Annotated in this window: 15 protein-coding genes and 1 tRNA gene; 4 read left to right on the plus strand and 12 right to left on the minus strand. The window is 72.1% G+C overall.

The features are described 5' to 3' along the window. Window positions 1–59 precede the first annotated feature (59 nt). The 7 genes from ACN27B_RS00215 to ACN27B_RS00245 all read right to left on the minus strand — a co-directional run bounded on the left by ACN27B_RS00215 (window position 60) and on the right by ACN27B_RS00245 (window position 7,120). On the minus strand, window positions 60–770 hold the full coding sequence (locus tag ACN27B_RS00215; protein WP_099164351.1) for an ABC transporter ATP-binding protein: 711 nt from the start codon (window positions 768–770) through the stop codon (window positions 60–62). After that, window positions 760–1,680 carry an ABC transporter ATP-binding protein gene (locus ACN27B_RS00220; protein WP_172967960.1) on the minus strand — a complete coding sequence of 307 codons (921 nt, stop codon included), beginning with the start codon at window positions 1,678–1,680 and terminating at the stop codon, window positions 760–762. Before ACN27B_RS00220 ends, ACN27B_RS00215 begins: the two co-directional genes overlap by 11 nt. Beyond that, window positions 1,673–2,827, minus strand: a complete 1,155-nt coding sequence (locus ACN27B_RS00225) for a branched-chain amino acid ABC transporter permease (protein WP_099164349.1) — start codon at window positions 2,825–2,827, stop codon at window positions 1,673–1,675. The genes ACN27B_RS00220 and ACN27B_RS00225 overlap by 8 nt, the downstream gene beginning before the upstream one ends. After that, complete coding sequence (locus ACN27B_RS00230; RefSeq protein ID WP_099164348.1) at window positions 2,824–3,774, minus strand: branched-chain amino acid ABC transporter permease; 951 nt, start codon at window positions 3,772–3,774, stop codon at window positions 2,824–2,826. The genes ACN27B_RS00225 and ACN27B_RS00230 overlap by 4 nt, the downstream gene beginning before the upstream one ends. Window positions 3,775–3,869: 95 nt before the next feature. After that, the gene (locus tag ACN27B_RS00235; RefSeq protein WP_099164347.1) at window positions 3,870–5,033 is read right to left on the minus strand and encodes a branched-chain amino acid ABC transporter substrate-binding protein; all 1,164 of its coding nucleotides are present in this window, start codon (window positions 5,031–5,033) and stop codon (window positions 3,870–3,872) included. A gap of 260 nt (window positions 5,034–5,293) precedes the next feature. Beyond that, window positions 5,294–6,451 carry a hypothetical protein gene (locus tag ACN27B_RS00240; protein WP_099164346.1) on the minus strand — a complete coding sequence of 386 codons (1,158 nt, stop codon included), beginning with the start codon at window positions 6,449–6,451 and terminating at the stop codon, window positions 5,294–5,296. A 48-nt stretch (window positions 6,452–6,499) separates the two neighbouring features. Next, window positions 6,500–7,120 (minus strand): ANTAR domain-containing response regulator, encoded by a 621-nt coding sequence (locus tag ACN27B_RS00245; RefSeq protein ID WP_091573355.1) that lies wholly within the window; start codon window positions 7,118–7,120, stop codon window positions 6,500–6,502. 94 nt (window positions 7,121–7,214) lie between these two features. Between ACN27B_RS00245 and ACN27B_RS00250 the strand changes: the two genes are divergently transcribed. Both ACN27B_RS00250 and ACN27B_RS00255 read left to right on the plus strand, forming a co-directional pair. Continuing rightward, window positions 7,215–7,292, plus strand: a tRNA-Leu gene (locus ACN27B_RS00250). A gap of 31 nt (window positions 7,293–7,323) precedes the next feature. Further along, window positions 7,324–8,070: a terminase gpP N-terminus-related DNA-binding protein gene (locus ACN27B_RS00255; RefSeq protein WP_422742930.1), complete on the plus strand. Its 747-nt coding sequence runs from the start codon at window positions 7,324–7,326 to the stop codon at window positions 8,068–8,070. An 88-nt stretch (window positions 8,071–8,158) separates the two neighbouring features. On the opposite strand, the gene ACN27B_RS00260 is transcribed toward ACN27B_RS00255, so the two are convergent. After that, window positions 8,159–9,316 carry a trans-sulfuration enzyme family protein gene (locus tag ACN27B_RS00260; protein ID WP_422742931.1) on the minus strand — a complete coding sequence of 386 codons (1,158 nt, stop codon included), beginning with the start codon at window positions 9,314–9,316 and terminating at the stop codon, window positions 8,159–8,161. Window positions 9,317–9,418: 102 nt separating this feature from the next. Between ACN27B_RS00260 and ACN27B_RS00265 the strand changes: the two genes are divergently transcribed. Continuing rightward, the gene (locus ACN27B_RS00265; RefSeq protein WP_098748120.1) at window positions 9,419–9,898 is read left to right on the plus strand and encodes an Lrp/AsnC family transcriptional regulator; all 480 of its coding nucleotides are present in this window, start codon (window positions 9,419–9,421) and stop codon (window positions 9,896–9,898) included. A gap of 61 nt (window positions 9,899–9,959) precedes the next feature. Further along, window positions 9,960–10,955, plus strand: a complete 996-nt coding sequence (locus tag ACN27B_RS00270) for an LLM class flavin-dependent oxidoreductase (protein WP_172967959.1) — start codon at window positions 9,960–9,962, stop codon at window positions 10,953–10,955. A 170-nt stretch (window positions 10,956–11,125) separates the two neighbouring features. Here ACN27B_RS00270 and ACN27B_RS00275 read toward each other — a convergent pair whose 3' ends face one another. The 4 genes from ACN27B_RS00275 to ACN27B_RS00290 all read right to left on the minus strand — a co-directional run bounded on the left by ACN27B_RS00275 (window position 11,126) and on the right by ACN27B_RS00290 (window position 16,498). Next, on the minus strand, window positions 11,126–13,366 hold the full coding sequence (locus ACN27B_RS00275; protein WP_422742932.1) for a cellulose binding domain-containing protein: 2,241 nt from the start codon (window positions 13,364–13,366) through the stop codon (window positions 11,126–11,128). 559 nt (window positions 13,367–13,925) lie between these two features. Further along, window positions 13,926–14,942, minus strand: a complete 1,017-nt coding sequence (locus tag ACN27B_RS00280; protein ID WP_099164341.1) for a sulfite exporter TauE/SafE family protein — start codon at window positions 14,940–14,942, stop codon at window positions 13,926–13,928. Between the two features lie 144 nt (window positions 14,943–15,086). Further along, window positions 15,087–15,557: an RrF2 family transcriptional regulator gene (locus tag ACN27B_RS00285; protein WP_099164340.1), complete on the minus strand. Its 471-nt coding sequence runs from the start codon at window positions 15,555–15,557 to the stop codon at window positions 15,087–15,089. 71 nt (window positions 15,558–15,628) lie between these two features. Next, window positions 15,629–16,498: an acyl-CoA thioesterase gene (locus tag ACN27B_RS00290; RefSeq protein ID WP_091573348.1), complete on the minus strand. Its 870-nt coding sequence runs from the start codon at window positions 16,496–16,498 to the stop codon at window positions 15,629–15,631. Window positions 16,499–16,563 lie beyond the last annotated feature (65 nt).

Raw genomic sequence — 16,563 nt, forward strand, 5'->3', positions numbered from 1 at the left:
CCGGGAACACGACGGCCGGTCGCCCCCACGGGGACGACCGGCCGTCGACCGGTACGACCTCAGGCCACGCCGAGGTACGCGTCCTTGACCGCCTGGTCGTGCAGGAGATCCTGGCCGGTGCCCTCCTTGACGATCCGGCCGGTCTCCAGCACGTAGGCCCGGTGGGCGCGGGAGAGCGCCTGCTGGGCGTTCTGCTCGACCAGCAGGATGGTGGTGCCCTGCTCGTTGATCCGGGTGATGATCTCGAAGATCTGCTGGATCAGCATCGGCGCGAGACCCATCGAGGGCTCGTCCAGCAGCAGCAGCTTCGGGCGGGCCATCAGTGCCCGGCCCACCGCCAGCATCTGCTGCTCGCCACCGGAGAGCGTGCCGCCGGCCTGCTTGCGTCGCTCGTGCAGCCGGGGGAAGAGGTCCATGACCATCTTCAGATCCTCGGCGATGCCCGCGCGGTCCCGGCGGGTGTACGCGCCCATCTCCAGGTTCTCGATGACCGTCATGCCGGGGAAGACTCCCCGACCCTCGGGCGCCTGCCCGATGCCCCGGATCACCCGCAGGTCGGCCCGCATCCGGGTGACGTCGGTGCCGTTGAAGACGATCGAGCCCTCGGCCACCGGGCGCAGCCCGGAGATGGCCCGCATGGTGGTGGTCTTGCCGGCGCCGTTCGCGCCGATCAGGGCCACCACCTCACCCTCGTCGACGTGCAGGCTGATCCCGTGCAGGGCCTGGATCCGCCCGTACAGCAGGGTCAGGTCGTTGATCTCAAGCAGCATCGGTCGGCACCCCCAGGTACGCGGCGATCACCTTCGGATCCTCGCGGACCGCGGCCGGCAGGCCCTCGGCGATCTTCTTGCCGAACTCCAGCACCACGATCCGGTCGGTCACGCCCATGACGAGTCGCATGTCGTGCTCGATCAGCAGCACCGTGGTGCCATTGTCGCGGATCTTCCGGATCAACCCGAGCAGTTCCTCCTTCTCCGCCGGGGTGAAGCCGGCTGCCGGCTCGTCCAGGCAGAGCAGTTTCGGGTCGGTGGCCAGGGCCCGCGCGATCTCCAGCCGGCGCTGCTCGCCGTACGAGAGGTTGCGCGCCAGATCGCCGGCGCGGCGCTCGATACCGACGAAGCGCAGCAGCTCGTGGGCCTTGTCCCGGCCCTCCCGCTCCTCCCGCCAGTGCCGCGGCAGCCGCAGCATCGCGGAGATCACGCTGGTCTTGTGGTGGGCGTCCGCGCCCACCATCACGTTCTCCAGCGCGGTCATCTCCGGGAACAGCCGGATGTTCTGGAACGTCCGGGCGATGCCCGCCTTGGTGATCCAGCTCCGGCGCTTGCCGTTGATCCGCTGCCCGGCGAACCGGATCTCGCCCTCGGTGGGCCGGTAGACGCCGGTCATCGCGTTGAAGCAGGTGGTCTTGCCGGCGCCGTTCGGGCCGATCAGGCCGAGGATCTCCCCCTTGTACAGGGTGAACGCGACGTCGTTGAGCGCCACCACGCCGCCGAAGCGGAGCGTGACGTGGTCGACCTCCAGCAGCGGCTCCCGGCCCGCCGGGGCGGTGTCGCCCGGGTTGGTCTCGACCGGGGTGTCCGACCCGGACTCGGGCGGGGTGCCGACCGTGCTCCGGCCGTCGTCGGCGATGTCCCGCTCGCTGGTCTGATCCCGCTCGCTGTGCATCTGCGGCTCACTCATTGGGCACCGTCTCCTGGGGAACCGCTTCCTTGCGCCGGTCGGCGAGCTCGGCCGCCCGCCGCCGGTTGGGCACCAGACCCTGCGGCCGGAAGATCATCATGACGATGACCACGATGCCGAACACCAGGATCCGGTACTCGGCCGCGTCGAACTCCAGCCCGAGGAGGTCGCCGACGCCGCGCAGCCACTCCGGCAGGTACCAGGTGACCGCGCCGCCGACGATGGCGCCCTTGATGTTGCCGGCGCCGCCGAGGATCACCGCGGCGAGCACCAGGATGGAACTCTCCAGCACGAACTGGTCCGAGTTGATGAACGTCTGCTTGCCGGCGAAGACCGCGCCGGTCAGGCCGGCCACCGCCGCGCCGATGGCGAACGCCCACAGCTTGTACTTGAACGTGGGCACGCCCATCACCTCGGCGGCGTCCTCGTCCTCGCGGATGGCCACCCAGGCCCGACCCACCCGGCTGTTGGCCAGGTTCCGGATCAGCACCAGCACGACCAGGATCAGCGTCAGCATGAGCCAGTAGTACGGCCGGGAGTCGACCACCCCGAACAGCGCCTTGCCGTCGCTGCCGTTGCCCGGCGGGTGCGGGATCGCCGGGATGCCCCGCTGGCCCTGGAGGAGGCCGTCCTGGCGGGCCGCGTACAGCCGGATCATCTCGGCGAAGCCGAGCGTCACGATGGCCAGGTAGTCACCGCGCAACCGCAGTGTCGGGCCGCCGAGGATCACGCCGGAGATCATCGCCACCATCACCGCCAGCGGCACCGCCGCCAGCCACGGCCAGTTCGTGCCGAACCGGCTCTCCGGCGAGGTGAGCAACGCCACCGTGTACGCGCCGAGCGCGTAGAAGCCGAAGTAGCCGAGGTCGAGCAGGCCGGCGAACCCGACCACCACGTTGAGGCCCACGGCGAGCAGCACGAACACGGCGGTGTCGAAGAGCACCCCGGCGAAGTCCGAGCGGGTGGTGTAGAGGGCGAAGTACTCGCTGCCGATCGGGAAGCCCAGGTACTCGTAGAACCACTTGTTGGGCAGGATGTAGAGCAGCACGATCAGCGCGGCGATCGCCGCCCAGCGCACCTGCCTGGGCATGGCGGCCCAGCGGGTCTTGAAGCCCGCGGTCCGCTTCTTGTCCACGGTGGCGGTCATGCGCGCGCCCTCCCGAGAGATTCGCCGAGCAGACCGGTCGGCCGGAACATCAGCAGCACGATCAGCAGCACGAAGCCGGTGAAGTCCTTCCAGTCGCCGCCGAACAGGCCGGCGGCGTAGTTCTCCGCCACCCCGAGCAGCAGGCCGCCGAGCAGCGCGCCGCGGAGGTTGCCGATGCCGCCGAGCACCGCGGCCGCGAAAGCCTTGAGCCCGATCAGGAAGCCGATGTTGAACTTGGTGTAGCTGAACCGCAGATCCCACAGCAGCGCGCCCACGCCGGCCATCAGACCGCCGAGCACGAAGACCAGCAGGATGACCCGGTTCTTGTTGACGCCCATCAGGGCGGCGGTGTCGGCGTCCTGGGCCACCGCGCGGATGCCGCGGCCCAGCCGGCTGCGGTTCACGAACTGGTCCAGCGCCACCATCATGACCAGCGTGACGCCGAGGATCACCAACTGGAGGTTGGTCACCGCGGCGCCGAAGACGGTGAACACCGGCTCCTGCGGGATCATCGTCGCCATGCCGAACGGCGCGCGGCTGGTGCCGATGCCGAAGGACTCGGCGAGCACGAACGAGGCGCCGATGGCGGTGATGAGGAAGGCCAGCGGCGGCGCGTTGCGCTTGCGCAGCGGCCGGTAGGCCACCAGCTCGACGGTGACCGCGGTGGCGGCCGCGGCGACCATCGCCACCGCGAGACCGGCGACGACCGCCAGGATCAGCGGGCCGAGCGCCGGGGCGGCCGAGTTCTGGTCGTAGCCGAGGGCCTGCCAGGTCCACAGGGCGGAAAAGGTACCGACCATGAAGACCTCGGAGTGAGCAAAGTTGATCAAGCGTAGAACGCCGTACACCAGGGTGTAGCCGAGGGCGATGAGCGCGTAGATCGCGCCCTGCTCCAGGCCGGTGATGGTCAGCGCCGGGAAGTTCCCGAAGAGCTCATCGAAGTTCAAATGGGGGCTCCAACTGTGCGGCCAAGCGGTGCGGCCGGGAGAAACTCACTCCCGGCCGCACGCCTGGTGTCCCGTGACAGGACCGGATGAACCGGTCAGCTCTTGGGGATCTCGATGTCGGGGACGACCTTGCCCGCGTTCACCTTGAACGCCCACACGATGACCTGCGCCGGGTCCAGCTCACCGGTGGACTCGAACTTGTAGGTCACGCCGGTGGCGTCACCGGCCTTGTTGTAGGACTTGATGAAGCTCAGCAGGTCGGCGCGGGTGCCCTTGCCGTCCTTGATGCCCGCCAGCATGATCTTGGTGATGTCGTACGACACGTCGGCGTAGGTGCCCGGCTCGGCGTTGTCGAACGCGGCCTTGTAGTCGGTCACGAACGAGCCCTTGGCCGCGGTGGCCGGGGCGCACGGGCAGGTGAGGATCGTGCCCTCGGCGACCTGCTGGCCGGCGACCTTGATGAAGTTGGCGTCGTTGACACCGTCACCGGCGACCATCGTGCCCTTCCAGCCCGCGCCCTTGAGCTGCTTGAGCAGCAGGCCGGCCTCGGTGTAGTAGCCACCGAAGAAGAGGACGTTCGCGCCACTGGCCTGGATCTTGGTGACCACGGCGGAGAAGTTGGTCTGCTTGACCTGGATCTTGTCCTCGCCGGCAACCGCGCCGAGAACCTTCTTCACCTCGTCCACCAGACCCGCGCCGTACGCGGACTGGTCGTCCACCACGTAGACCTTCTCGGCCTTCAGGACGTCCTTGATGTACCGGCCGGCCGCCGGACCCTGCGAGGTGTCGTTGCCGACGCCCCGGTGGAAGATCTTCCAGCCCTTGGTGCTCAGGCTCGGCCGGGTGGCCGACGGCGTGATGATCGGCAGACCGGCCTCGTCGAAGATCGGGTCGGCCACCTCCGACTCACCCGAGAACGCCGGACCGACCACGCCGACGACCTTGGTGTCGCCGGCCGCCTTCTGGGCCAGGGCCGGAGCCTTGGCCGGGTCACCCTGGGAGTCGTACTCCTCCAGGTTGACCTTGCAGTCCGCGTTGTCCTTGTTGTACTGGTCGATGGCCAGCTTGGTGCCGTTGCGCATGTGGATACCGAGACCCGCGGCGTCGCCGGTCAGCGGGCCGAAGAAGCCGATCTTCAGGTCGCAGGCGGCCTTGCTGCCCCCCGCATCGCTACCACTGTCAGCCTTGCAGGCCGCGCCACTGAAAACGAGCGCGCCGATGGCCACACCACCGAGCACCCGTGCGAGCTTCTGCCTCACGGCTCGTACCCTCCTCCGTCCGAAGGCCCGGAAACCACCCAGCGCGAATTGGACCTTGCGAGGGTTGGCCGGACCGACCGCGATCCCGGTCTGGGCCGGGACGTTATCCCACCAGCGGGGGGCGAAGGTAGACCTGAGAAGCGGGGTTGACCTAACCGTTACGTTGAGTGGCCGGATTCACAGCTGTGGTGTAACACACCGGATCACGGGGTGGGACGATCGGACATCCGACACCGACCGGAAACACGCTGGTGAGAACGTCACGCGGGGTGCCACGAGCCCCGCGCGGACCACACCCGCGCCCGGCCACCGTCGTCCACCAGCAGCAGGGCGTCGTCACCCGCCGCCGCGACCGCCACCGACCGGTCGCTGCCCCCCGGAACCGCCGCCGGCAGCGCCACCGGCAACCACCGGTCACCGTCCGGCGAGAACCAGCCCGCGCCCTCCGCCGGACCGGCGAGCACCGCGAACACGCCGTCGCCGCGCGCCGCCAACCCCCACACCCGGGCGGGCCGGTCCGCGCCCCCGCCCGCCGGACCGCCGGTCGGCCGCCAGGCGTCGCCCTCCCCCACCCACGCGCCCACGCCGTCGCCCCGCCGGCCCAACGCCACCGACCGGTCGCCCAGCCGGACCACCCGTTGCAGGTCCTGGTCCACGCCGCCGCCGGGGAGCACCGCACGCCGCCAGGACGACCCGTCCGGCGAGGTCCACACCGCCGCGTCCGATCCGGTACGCCCCGACGGCAGCACCGAGCCCACCATGAGCCACCCCGACCCGGTCGCCGCGCCGTCGGCCGCCCAGGGCCGGCCCGAACCGTCGGCGACCAGCCCCGGCACACCGCTGACCAGCCGGAACTCCGAGGCGTCCGGCGACACCCAGGCCGCCGCGCCGGTGGCCCGGTTCCCGGAGATCAACCAACCGCCCGGCCCGCCCGCGACCCGACCCACGTTCACCGCGTCCGGGCCGCCGAACACCTCGAACTCCGCCGGCACCTCCACCAACGAACCGTCCCGGTCCTGGCGCCAGGTGCTGATCCGGGGATTGCCGTGCACCCCGCCGCTACGACCACCCACCGCCACCGGCCGGCCGTCCCGGCAGCCCACCGCGGTCAGCACGTTCTCCGCCCCGTACGCGCTGCGCGGCACCGGACGCAGCGGCGTCCAGGCGACGCCGTCCACACTCGACCAGGCGGCCGGATGCGGCGTCCCGTCCGGGTCCCGCACCGCCCCGACGACGAACCACCGCCCCGCGCAGGCCGCGGCGTCACGCAACACCTCCCGACCGGAGAGGCCGGCCGGCAGCGGCAGGTCGACCTGCTGCCAGGCCGGGCGCAGCGGCTCCGGCGCGGGCCGGTCGGCGGCGTGACACGCGGCCAGCAGCGCCACGAGCAGGCCGAGCACCGCCGCCGGTCGTCGCATGCCGGCGATCGTATCGACCGCCGCCGACCCCGGTAACCCGACGACGGGTCAGGAGGCGGGCTGCGCCACCTCGCCGCCCGCGGTCTCGGCGAGGATCCGCTCGGCGACCTCCTTCATGGTCATCCGGTGGTCCATCGCGGTGCGCTGGATCCACTTGAACGCCTGCGGCTCGGTCATCCCGTACGTCGTCATCAGCGCGCCCTTGGCCCGCTCGACGGTCTTGCGGATCTCCAGCCGGTCGGTCAGGCCGGCGACCTCCGCCTCCAACGCGGCGATCTCCGAGTAGCGGGACAGCGCGATCTCCACCGCCGGCACCAGGTCGCTCTTCTGGAACGGCTTGACCAGGTAGGCCATCGCGCCGGCCGCCCGGGCCCGCTCGACCAGGTCCCGCTGGCTGAACGCGGTCAAGATGATCACGGGGGCGATGCGCGCGCCGGCGATCCGCTCGGCGGCGGCCAGCCCGTCCATGATCGGCATCTTGATGTCGAGGATGACCAGGTCCGGCTTGAGCTCCTCGGCGAGCTTGACGGCGGTCTCGCCGTCACCGGCCTCGCCGACGACCTCGTAGCCCTCCTCGACCAGCATCTCGGCCAGGTCCAGCCGGATGAGCGCCTCGTCCTCGGCGATCAGAACGCGCTTGCGCTCGGCATCCGTCTGCATCTCGCCCACGAGCCACTCCCACCAGTTCGAACCCGACACCCGCCGTGCCGGGTGTCGCCGCCTTCAGCCTAGCGGGTAGGCTGTCGAGGCCGAATCACGGAACGCCCTCGTAGCCCAACTGGCAGCAGGCAATGGATTCAAACTCCATACAGTGTGGGTTCGAATCCCACCGAGGGCACCAAAATGTCATACAGGCGTTCGACCATGAGCCTGTGCATCCACCCGAGATCCGCGCTCGCGCACGAAATCTCTATCTCGCCGGAGCGACCGTCGCCGAGGCCGCTCGTGCGGTCGGGCTGTCCTACCCCACCGTCCGGCACTGGTGCGTGGACCGCCCCGAGCCGAGGCAGCGGAGCACGGCGGAGCGGTGTTTCCGCTGCCGAGCAGGTGTCGATGATCCGCCAGATCCGGCGCAGTACGCCTATCTCCTCGGCCTCTACCTGGGCGACGGCCACCTCGTCGTGGGCCGGGTACCGGTCCTGCGCGTCTTCTGCGCCGAGAACTGGCCGAACCTGATCGCCGCCTGCGAGGACGCGATGCGGGCGGTCATGGCCATGTCCGTGCAGCGGGTGCAGAAACAGGGCTGCGTCGCCGTGCAGAGCTACGGCACGCACTGGCCGTGCCTGTTCCCGCAGCACGGGCCGGGCAAGAAGCACGAGCGCCCAATCGTCCTGGCTGACTGGCAGCGGCCCATCATCCAGGCACACCCCGGCGACTTCCTACGCGGTCTTTTCCACTCCGACGGCTGCCGGGTCAGCAACCGGGTGACCGTGCGGGGCAAGAAATACGTCTATCCGCGCTACATGTTCGTCAACGAGTCCACCGACATCATGGGCCTCTGCCAATGGGCGCTCGACCTGCTCGGCATCGCCTGGCGGATGAACCGCCGCAACTCCCTGTCGGTGGCCCGCCGCGAGGCCGTCGCCGCCCTGGACCGCCACGTCGGCCCGAAGTCCTGACCGGACGGCGCCGGCGACGCGGCCGGGCCGCAGATCGAGGCAGCGCCCGCGCCAGGTCAACCCGAGGCGCCGGTGACGCGGCCGGGCCTCAGATCGTGGCCAGCGCCCGCGCCAGATCCGCCCGCAGGTCCTCCGGGTCCTCCAGCCCGACCGAGACGCGCAGCAGCCCGCCGCACGGCTTCGCGTCGCCCTCGACCGGCCGGTGGGTGAGCGAGGCGGGGTGCTGGATCAGCGTGTCGACGCCGCCGAGCGACACCGCGTGGGTGATCAGCTCGCAGGCGCCGGCGACCACGGCGGCGGCGGGCGCGCCGCCGCGTACCTCGAAGGCGAGCAGGCTGCCGGTGCCGGACATCTGGCGGCCGACCAGCCCGGCCGGGTCGTGCAACGACGGGTGGTGCACGCGCTCGACGGCGGGGTGGCCGGCGAGCCAGGCGGCGAGCTTCTCGGCGCCGGCCTGCTGGGCGCGGACCCGCAGCGGCAGGGTCTGCAGGCCGCGGTGCAGCAGGTACGCGCCGAGCGGGTGCAGGACGGCCCCGGTGACGGCGCGGACCTGGCGCAGCCGGGCGGCCCACTCGGGCGCGCAGGCGACGACGCCGGCGAGGACGTCGCCGTGTCCACCGATGCTCTTGGTGGCGCTGTGCAGCACGAGGGCGGCGCCGTGGCGGGCGGGTCGCTGGAGCACCGGGGTGGCGACGGTGTTGTCGACCAGCAGCGGGACGTCGCCGGCGGCGGTGGCGAGCGCGGCGATGTCGACCAGGTCGAGGGTGGGGTTGGCGGGGGTCTCGACGACGACCACCGCGGTGTCGGGGCGGATCGCGGCGGCGACCTCGCCCGCGCGGGCCCAGGTGACCTCGGTGCCGAGCAGGCCGGTGGCGAGGACGTGGTCGGTGCCGCCGTAGAGGGGGCGGACGGCGACGACGTGGCGTTTCCCGTCGCGGGTGGCGGCCAGCAGGGTGGCGGTGAGCGCGGCCATGCCGCTGGCGAACGCGACCGCCTCGGCGGTGCCCTCGAGCTGGGCGAGCGCGGTCTCGAAGCGGGCCACCGTGGGGTTCCAGAGCCGCTGGTAGACGGCGCTGCCGCCGGCCGGGAGGGTGCCGCCGGTGGCGAGCGTCTCGTAGTCGTCGCCGCCGCCGGCGACGGAGGGCAGCGGGTTGGTGGTGGAGAGGTCGATGGGCGGGACGTGGACGCCGAGCCCGGCGAGGTCGTCGCGTCCGGCGTGCACGGCTGCGGTGTCCACGGAAGTCATGGCGGGAAGCGTCGAACATGACGACGCTTCGAGGCAAGAGGAGCGAACAAGATTCTGCGAATCACGCTTTCGTCTCGCCTGAGTTCGGTGAAAGATGGCGGCATGCCTGCCGCACCGAATGATGTACGGCCGTTCGCCGGCCTGGACGACGTCGACCGCGCGATCCTCACCGAACTGGCGACCGACGGGCGGCTGCCCAACAACGCGCTCGCGGAGCGGGTGGGGGTGGCGCCCTCGACGTGCCTGACGCGGACCCGGGCGCTGCGCGAGTGCGGGGCGATCCGCGGGTTCCACGCCGAGGTCGACCCGGCGGCGGTGGGCCTGCCGTTGCAGGCGCTGGTGTCGGTTCGGCTGACGGCGCACGAGCGGGCCGCGGTGGACGCGTTCCGGGCCCGGTCGGTGCGGCTGCCGGGGGTGGTGTCGGTGTTCCACGTCGCGGGCGCGGAGGACTACGTGCTGCACGTGCGGGCGGCCTCGGGTGACGCGCTGCGCGACTTCGTGCTCGACCACCTGGCGGTGGACCCGGTGGTGCAGCACACCCAGACCAGTCTGATCTTCGAGCAGGCCCGGGGTATGGGGTAGCGCACCCGAGGGAACAATTCCGGCACTCGGCAGGTTGCACCCAGCCGTGATCGACGTACCGATGTCTGTCCTTGACCTTGCCCCGGTGGCCGCGACCGGCAGCGCCGGTGAGGCGCTGCGGCACACCACCGAGCTGGCCCGCCGCACCGAGGAGCTGGGCTACCGCCGGTTCTGGGTGGCGGAGCACCACAACATGCCGGCGATCGCGAGTTCGGCGCCGGCGGTGCTGCTCGCGCACCTGGCCGCGAACACCAGCACGATCCGGCTGGGTTCGGGCGGGGTGATGCTGCCCAACCACGCGCCGCTGGTGGTGGCCGAGCAGTTCGGCACCCTGGAGGCGCTGCACCCGGGCCGGATCGACCTGGGCATCGGCCGGGCGCCCGGCACCGACCAGGTGACCGCGCTGGCGCTGCGCCGCACCATGGAGGGCCTGTCCGCGGAGCACTTCCCGCGTGAGCTGGCCGACCTGATGAACTACTTCTCCGGCGCCGAGCCGGGGCCGATCACCGCGACGCCGGGTCGGGGGCAGTCGCCGCAGGTGTGGCTGCTCGGGTCCAGCGGGTTCAGCGCCCAGCTCGCCGGCCTGCTCGGGTTGCCGTTCTCGTTCGCGCACCACTTCAGCGCGCAGAACACGATCCCGGCGTTGCAGCTCTACCGGCAGCACTTCCGGCCGTCGCAGTGGCTGGACCGGCCGTACGCGATGGTGGCGGTCAACGCGGTCTGCGCGGAGACCGACGAGCGGGCCGAGTGGCTGGCCGGGCCGGCCGGGCTGTCGTTCCTGAAGCTGCGGTCGGGGCGGCCGGAGCCGCTGGTCACGCCGGAGGAGGCGGCGGCCTACCCGTACTCGGAGTTCGAGCGGGAGTTCGTGGCGCAGCGCCGCGACGGCCAGGCGACCGGCTCGCCGGAGACGGTGGCCGGGCAGCTCGGTGCGCTGGTGGAGCGCACCGGCGCGGACGAGTTGATGCTGACCACGATGGTCTACGACGTGGCGGACCGGGTCCGCTCGTTCGAGTTGATCGCGGAGAAGGTCGCGGGTGGCCTGCGCCGGGAGGGCTGAAACACGCTCTTCATAGCCACGTCACCGCCCCGTCGCGTGGGACGCATAGCTTTGTCCCCGGTGGTGGTACGGCATTCCCGGTCGGGACGGGTCGGGAATGCTGCGGTGTGGTGCACCGGGTCGCCGGCCGAGCGGATTCCGCGGCCGGCGGCCCGGTGCCTGCTTTTCCGTCAGCGCAGGTAGATGTTCGGCGCGGCCGGTGTGCTCATGCCGTCGCCGAGGTGGAATCCCGGGTGCGGCGGTTGGTTGTAGGCGGTGTTCTGCCAGGCCACGGCCACCCGATACTGCGGGTCGTGCATCAGGGTGGGCAGCCGCAGACCGGTGGTGACCGGTGTGCTGTAGATCCGCAGCGCGGTGCTGTCGGCGGTGCGCCAGACCACCTCCTCGCGCCAGTCGCCGAGGATGTCACCGGAGAGTGCCGGGGTGGACTTGGTGCCGTTGTTGGACGCGACGTTGCCGCCGGTGAGCAGGCGGGTCTCGCCGCCGGTGCCGTACTTGTCGACCTTGGTGCCGTCGAGCAGCTCGCGGACCGGATCGCCGTCCCACCAGATCAGGAAGTTCGCCGAGGACGGCTTGCGGCCGACGTTCTGACCCCGGGTGTTGAGCAGGCCGTCGACCGCCGACGACCAGGACTCCGCGCCGGGGCTGCCGGCCCAGACGTCGTCGGAGACACCCCGGCCGTTGTCGCCGTCGGGCGCGGTCTGCCAGAGGATCTGCCCGGTACGCGCGTCGGCCATCCACGAGCTGGGCTTGCTGGCGTCCTCGTCGACCTTGAACACCTCCAGGCCGGCGCGGGCCGGGTCGAGGTCGCCGACGTGCAGCGCGTCGCCGTGACCGTTGCCGGTGGAGTAGAGCAGCCGGCCGTTGTCGTCGATCGTGGCAGCGCCGTACACGATCTCCTGGCGGCCGTCGCCGTCCACGTCGGCGACGGACAGGTTGTGGTTGCCCTGACCGGCGGCGGCGCCGTTGCCGGAGGCGTTGGAGTCGAACGTCCACCGCCTGCGCAGCGTGCCGTCGCGGAAGTCCCAGGCGGCGATCACCGCCCGGGTGTAGTAGCCGCGCGCCATGACCAGCGAGGGGCGCTGCCCGTCCAGGTAGGCGGTGGCGGCGAGGAACCGGTCCACCCGGTTGCCGTAGGAGTCACCCCAGGACGAGACGGTGCCGCGCGGCGGGTCGTAGTCGACTGTGGACAGGGCGGCGCCGGTGCGGCCGTCGAACATGGTCAGGTACTCGGGGCCGGCGAGCACGTAGCCGCTGGAGTTGCGGTGGTCGGCGGAGGCGTTCCCGATCACCTGGCCGGTGCCGGAGCGGGTGCCGTCGGCGGTCTTCATGGCCACCTCGGCGTCCCCGTCGCCGTCGTAGTCGTACACCTGGAACTGGGTGTAGTGGGCGCCGGCGCGGATGTTTCGGCCCAGGTCGAGGCGCCACAGCCGGGCGCCGGTGAGGGTGTACGCGTCGACGTAGACGGTGCCGGTGTAGCCGGACTGCGAGTTGTCCTTGCTGTTCGACGGGTCCCACTTGAGCACGAACTCGTAGCGGCCGTCGCCGTCGAGGTCGCCCACGCTCGCGTCGTTGGCGGAGTAGGTGTACGCCTCGCCGCCCGGCGTGGTGCCGCCGGGCGGCGGCTGGATCGGCACGTCGAGATAGCCGTTGGCGAACTGCAGCGCCGGGGCGGACGCCGCCTGCTCGGCGCCGTCCACCACGGCCCGCACGGTGTACGCGGACCCGGCGGCCGCGCCGGCGTCCAGGTAGGTGGTGGCGCCGGTGATCGGGCTGCCGTTGACCTTCGTGCCGCCCCGGTAGAGGTTGAACGACACGCCAGTGGTCTCGGTGCCGAGCAGCCGCCAGGAGACCAGGTTCCCGCTGCCGGAGCGGACGCTGATCAGCCCTCGGTCGAGCTTCTCCATCTGCTTGGCGCCGGCCGGTGGCGTGGTCGGTGGAGGCGTCGTGGTGGGGGGTGGTGTGGTGGGCGGAGGCGTGGTCGGGGTCGCGCCGGTGCAGGTGGTGCCGTTGAGCGTGAACGCGCTCGGCACGGGGTTGGCGGCGTTGTTCCACGAGCCGTTGAAGCCGAAGCTCGCGGTGCCGCCGGTGCCGATCGCCGCGTTGTAGCCGGCGTCGCGGGCGGTGACCTGGGCGCCGGACTGGCTGACCGTGGCGTTCCAGGCCTGGACGACCTGCTGGCCGGCGGCGAAGCTCCAGGCGAGCGTCCAGCCGTTCACCGGGTCGCCGAGGTTGGTCACGGTGACGTCGGCGCCGAAGCCGCCGCTCCACTGGTTGGTGATCCGGTAGTCGATCCGGCAGGCAACGGCCGCCGCGGCGGCGGTCACCGTGGTGAGCGCGCCGGCCGTCAGGGTGAGCGCCGAGGCCGCGGCGAGCAGCGCGAGCCGACGGCGTGGGGTGGTGGGATGCACGGGGATGCCTTTCGCGGAGGTCAGGCACGCGAGGGCGCCGACCTGCCCGGGCCGGCGAGAGACTACGCGCGCTGACGCGACGGCCGACGCCGGACATCGACGTCGGTAACTAGGCTCCGCGTTCCGTCAGGTTAGGGCATCGCCGCACACCCGACAAGCCGCTCTCCCGACAAGTCCGGCGCCCCCGGCCCCTCGCCGGAGGCGGAGACCGCCGGCCGCTGACTCCCGCTGGCCGCTGACTCCCGCCGGCCGCTGGCCGGTGACGGTGAACGCGTCCCGTCTGCCGTCCGCCCCGGCCACGGGTCGGATTGCCGGCTGGCGGTCCGTCACTCGCGGTAACCGCCGTCCACGGCCGACGATGGAGAGGCGGTATACCGCTGAGTCATGAATATGACCCAGCGGTATACCGCTCGAAAGGGATTGAGGTCTCGACCGGCGACGCGCCGACGGAGGCCGCGCCGGCGGGTGTTCAGCCGGGAGCTTGTCGTGTCGGGATCGCCCCGGGAGACGCCGCTCCCGCCCGGCCCGGATCACCAGGCGCGGGCCGGAGCCGGCCGCGTCAGCTCTCGACGGCGGCAGCGAGCCGGCGGGACTCCCCCGGCTCGTCGAGCGAGGTGGCAGCCTCGGGGGCGACGGGAACGGCCGGAGCGGCGGGAACGGCTGAAGCGGCCGGAGCGGCCGGAGTGGCGGCGAGCGCCGCGTCGACCGTGGCGCGGGCACGGCGGGCACGGCGCAGCGCGCGTACCGCCAGCACCACGGCGACCAGCCAGCCGGCGCCGAGCGCCGCGTAGACCAGGGCCGGCACCGGGCCGCCCAGCTCGCCGGCGCGCAGCAGGGTGCGGGCGTTGGTCAGCACGATCACGCCGCCGATGACGGCGCCGAGCACCTGGGCGGGCACGATGCGGACCAGCCAGGCCGCGATAGGCGCGGCGATCAGGCCGCCGACCAGCAGCGCGGCCACGGTGGGCAGCAGGAAGCCCTCGGAGCCGAGCCCGATCAGGAAGCCGAGGCTGGCCGCGCCCGCCACCACGAACTCGGAGGTGTCCACCGAGCCGATGACCTTGCGCGGCTCCATCCGGCCGGAGACCAGCAGCGCCGGGGTGGCGACCGGACCCCAGCCGCCACCGCCGGTGGCGTCGACGAAGCCAGCGACCAGCCCGAGCGGGGCCAGGAAGCGGCTGCGCAGCCGGCCGGCGGCGCGGTTGGCGCGCAGCGGCCGGGAGAAGCGGACCAGCAGGTACGCGCCGAGGGTGAACAGGATGGCGGCCATCCAGGGGGCGGCCGACTCGGTGGAGATGGAGCTGAGGAAGGTGGCGCCGGCGAACGCGCCGAGCGCGCCCGGCAGGGCGATGCGCCCGACCACCTTCCAGTCGACGTTGCCGAAGCGCCAGTGCGAGACGCCGGCGGCGAGCGTGGTGCCGATCTCGGCCAGGTGCACCGAGGCGGAGGCGGCGGCCGGCGCGACCCCGGCGAAGAGCAGCAGGGTCGAGGAGGTCAGCCCGTACGCCATGCCGAGAGCGCCGTCGACCAGTTGCGCGGCGAGCCCGACGAGGGCGAGGACCAGCAGCTTGCGCACGAGCGCCCCCTGACTTTTCGGTATCTCCTATCGACTTGGTCGACAATGCGGCACGGAGGGGGTCCCGGTCAAGTCCCCCATCCGGTTGGTGGGAACACGCCGGACGGCCCCGGCGGCGGGCGGTCGGGAGCGCAGCGGCGGGCGTCAGCTCCAGGCGCGCGGGTCGGCGGCCAGCTCGTTGACCCGGCCGGGCAGCGTGCCGGCGGCCACGTCGGCGATGGTGACCAGCTCCAGGATCTCCCGCTCGCTGGCCCGCAGCGCGATCCAGACGTCCTGCAGCGCACGGGCCGCGCCCTGGTAGCCGAGCTGCTCCGGACGCTGCCCGCGCACGTGCGCGAGCGGCCCGTCGATCACCCGGATCACCTCGGCCAGGGAGATCTCGGACGCCGGCCGGGCCAGCCAGTAGCCGCCCTCCGGGCCGCGCTGCGCGTGCACGATGCCGCCCCGGCGCAGCTGGAGCAGGATGCTCTCGAGGAACTTCGGCGGGATGTCCTGGGAGCGGGCGATCTGCTCGGCGGTCACCGGCCGACTCCGCCCGACGGCCGCGCCGTCGGCGACCGAGGCCAGCTCGGCGGCCGCACGGAGGGCGTAGTCGACCCGGGCGGAGAGACGCATGCCGGCAAGGTTAGTCGCCGGTTCAGCCGCCCGGACTCCCGACCCTCGGCCGATCGGTCACGGTTGCCGGCTCAGCCGCCGACCCGACGCAGCAGCCCCTCCTGCACGGCGCTGGCGATGTGCCGGCCGTCGGTGGTGAACATCCGGCCGGTGGCCAGGCCACGGGCCCCCGACGCCGACGGGCTCCAGCAGTCGTAGAGGAACCACTCGTCGGCACGGAACGGCCGGTGGAACCAGAGCGCGTGGTCGAGGCTGGCGCCCACCACACCACCCGGCCCCCACACCTCGCCGTGCACCGACAGCACCGAGTCGAGCAGCGTCAGGTCGGACGCGTACGTGAGGGCGCAGGCGTGCAGCAGCGGATCGTCCGGCAGCTTGCCGTCGATGCGCATCCAGACCCGCTGGTGCGGCTCCGCCGGCCGGTCGCCGGGGCGTACCCAGCCGGGCTCGCCGACGTAGCGCACGTCGATCGGGCGCGGGATCTGACCCCAGATGCCGAGCCGTTCCGGGTAGCGGGACAGCCGGTCGGTCATGGTCGGCACGTCGTCCGGCGCGGGCACGTCGGGCGGGAGCGGGGCGTGGTGGTCCAGCCCCTCCTCCTGCCGCTGGAACGACGCCGACATGAAGAAGATCGGCTTGTCGTGCTGCAACGCCACCGAGCGGCGCACCGAGAAGGAGCGGCCGTCGCGGACGTTCTCCACCTGGTAGTCGATCGGCTCGGCCGGGTCGCCGGGCCGGACGAAGTAGCCGTGCAGCGAGTGCACGGCCCGCTCCGGGTCGACCGTGCGGCCGGCCGCGACCAACGCCTGGCCGGCGACCTGACCGCCGTAGACCCGCTGCGGGCCCACCGGCGGGCTCATCCCGCGGAAGGCCATCTCGCCGGTCTGCGCCAGGTCCAGCACCTCCAGCAGCTGGTCGACCGCCGCCTGCCCGGTCGCCACCGGAGCGTCACTCACTGCGCCACCTTCGTTCGCGACTGCGGGGCTCGCAAACCCGGCTCACTCCT

It is taken from the genome of Micromonospora sp. WMMD754 (assembly GCF_049315235.1).
GTDB classification, from domain to species: Bacteria; Actinomycetota; Actinomycetes; order Mycobacteriales; family Micromonosporaceae; genus Micromonospora; species Micromonospora sediminicola.

What these genes read in the sequence shown, in the direction of transcription:
- ACN27B_RS00220 (WP_172967960.1), bottom strand. Translation starts at nt 1,680, where the DNA reads ATGAGTGAGCCGCAGATGCACAGCGAGCGGGATCAGACCAGCGAGCGG.
- ACN27B_RS00240 (WP_099164346.1), bottom strand. Translation starts at nt 6,451, where the DNA reads ATGCGACGACCGGCGGCGGTGCTCGGCCTGCTCGTGGCGCTGCTGGCC.
- ACN27B_RS00260 (WP_422742931.1), bottom strand. Translation starts at nt 9,316, where the DNA reads ATGACTTCCGTGGACACCGCAGCCGTGCACGCCGGACGCGACGACCTC.
- ACN27B_RS00285 (WP_099164340.1), bottom strand. Translation starts at nt 15,557, where the DNA reads ATGCGTCTCTCCGCCCGGGTCGACTACGCCCTCCGTGCGGCCGCCGAG.
- ACN27B_RS00215 (WP_099164351.1), bottom strand. Translation starts at nt 770, where the DNA reads ATGCTGCTTGAGATCAACGACCTGACCCTGCTGTACGGGCGGATCCAG.
- ACN27B_RS00225 (WP_099164349.1), bottom strand. Translation starts at nt 2,827, where the DNA reads ATGACCGCCACCGTGGACAAGAAGCGGACCGCGGGCTTCAAGACCCGC.
- ACN27B_RS00270 (WP_172967959.1), top strand. Translation starts at nt 9,960, where the DNA reads ATGTCTGTCCTTGACCTTGCCCCGGTGGCCGCGACCGGCAGCGCCGGT.
- ACN27B_RS00265 (WP_098748120.1), top strand. Translation starts at nt 9,419, where the DNA reads ATGCCTGCCGCACCGAATGATGTACGGCCGTTCGCCGGCCTGGACGAC.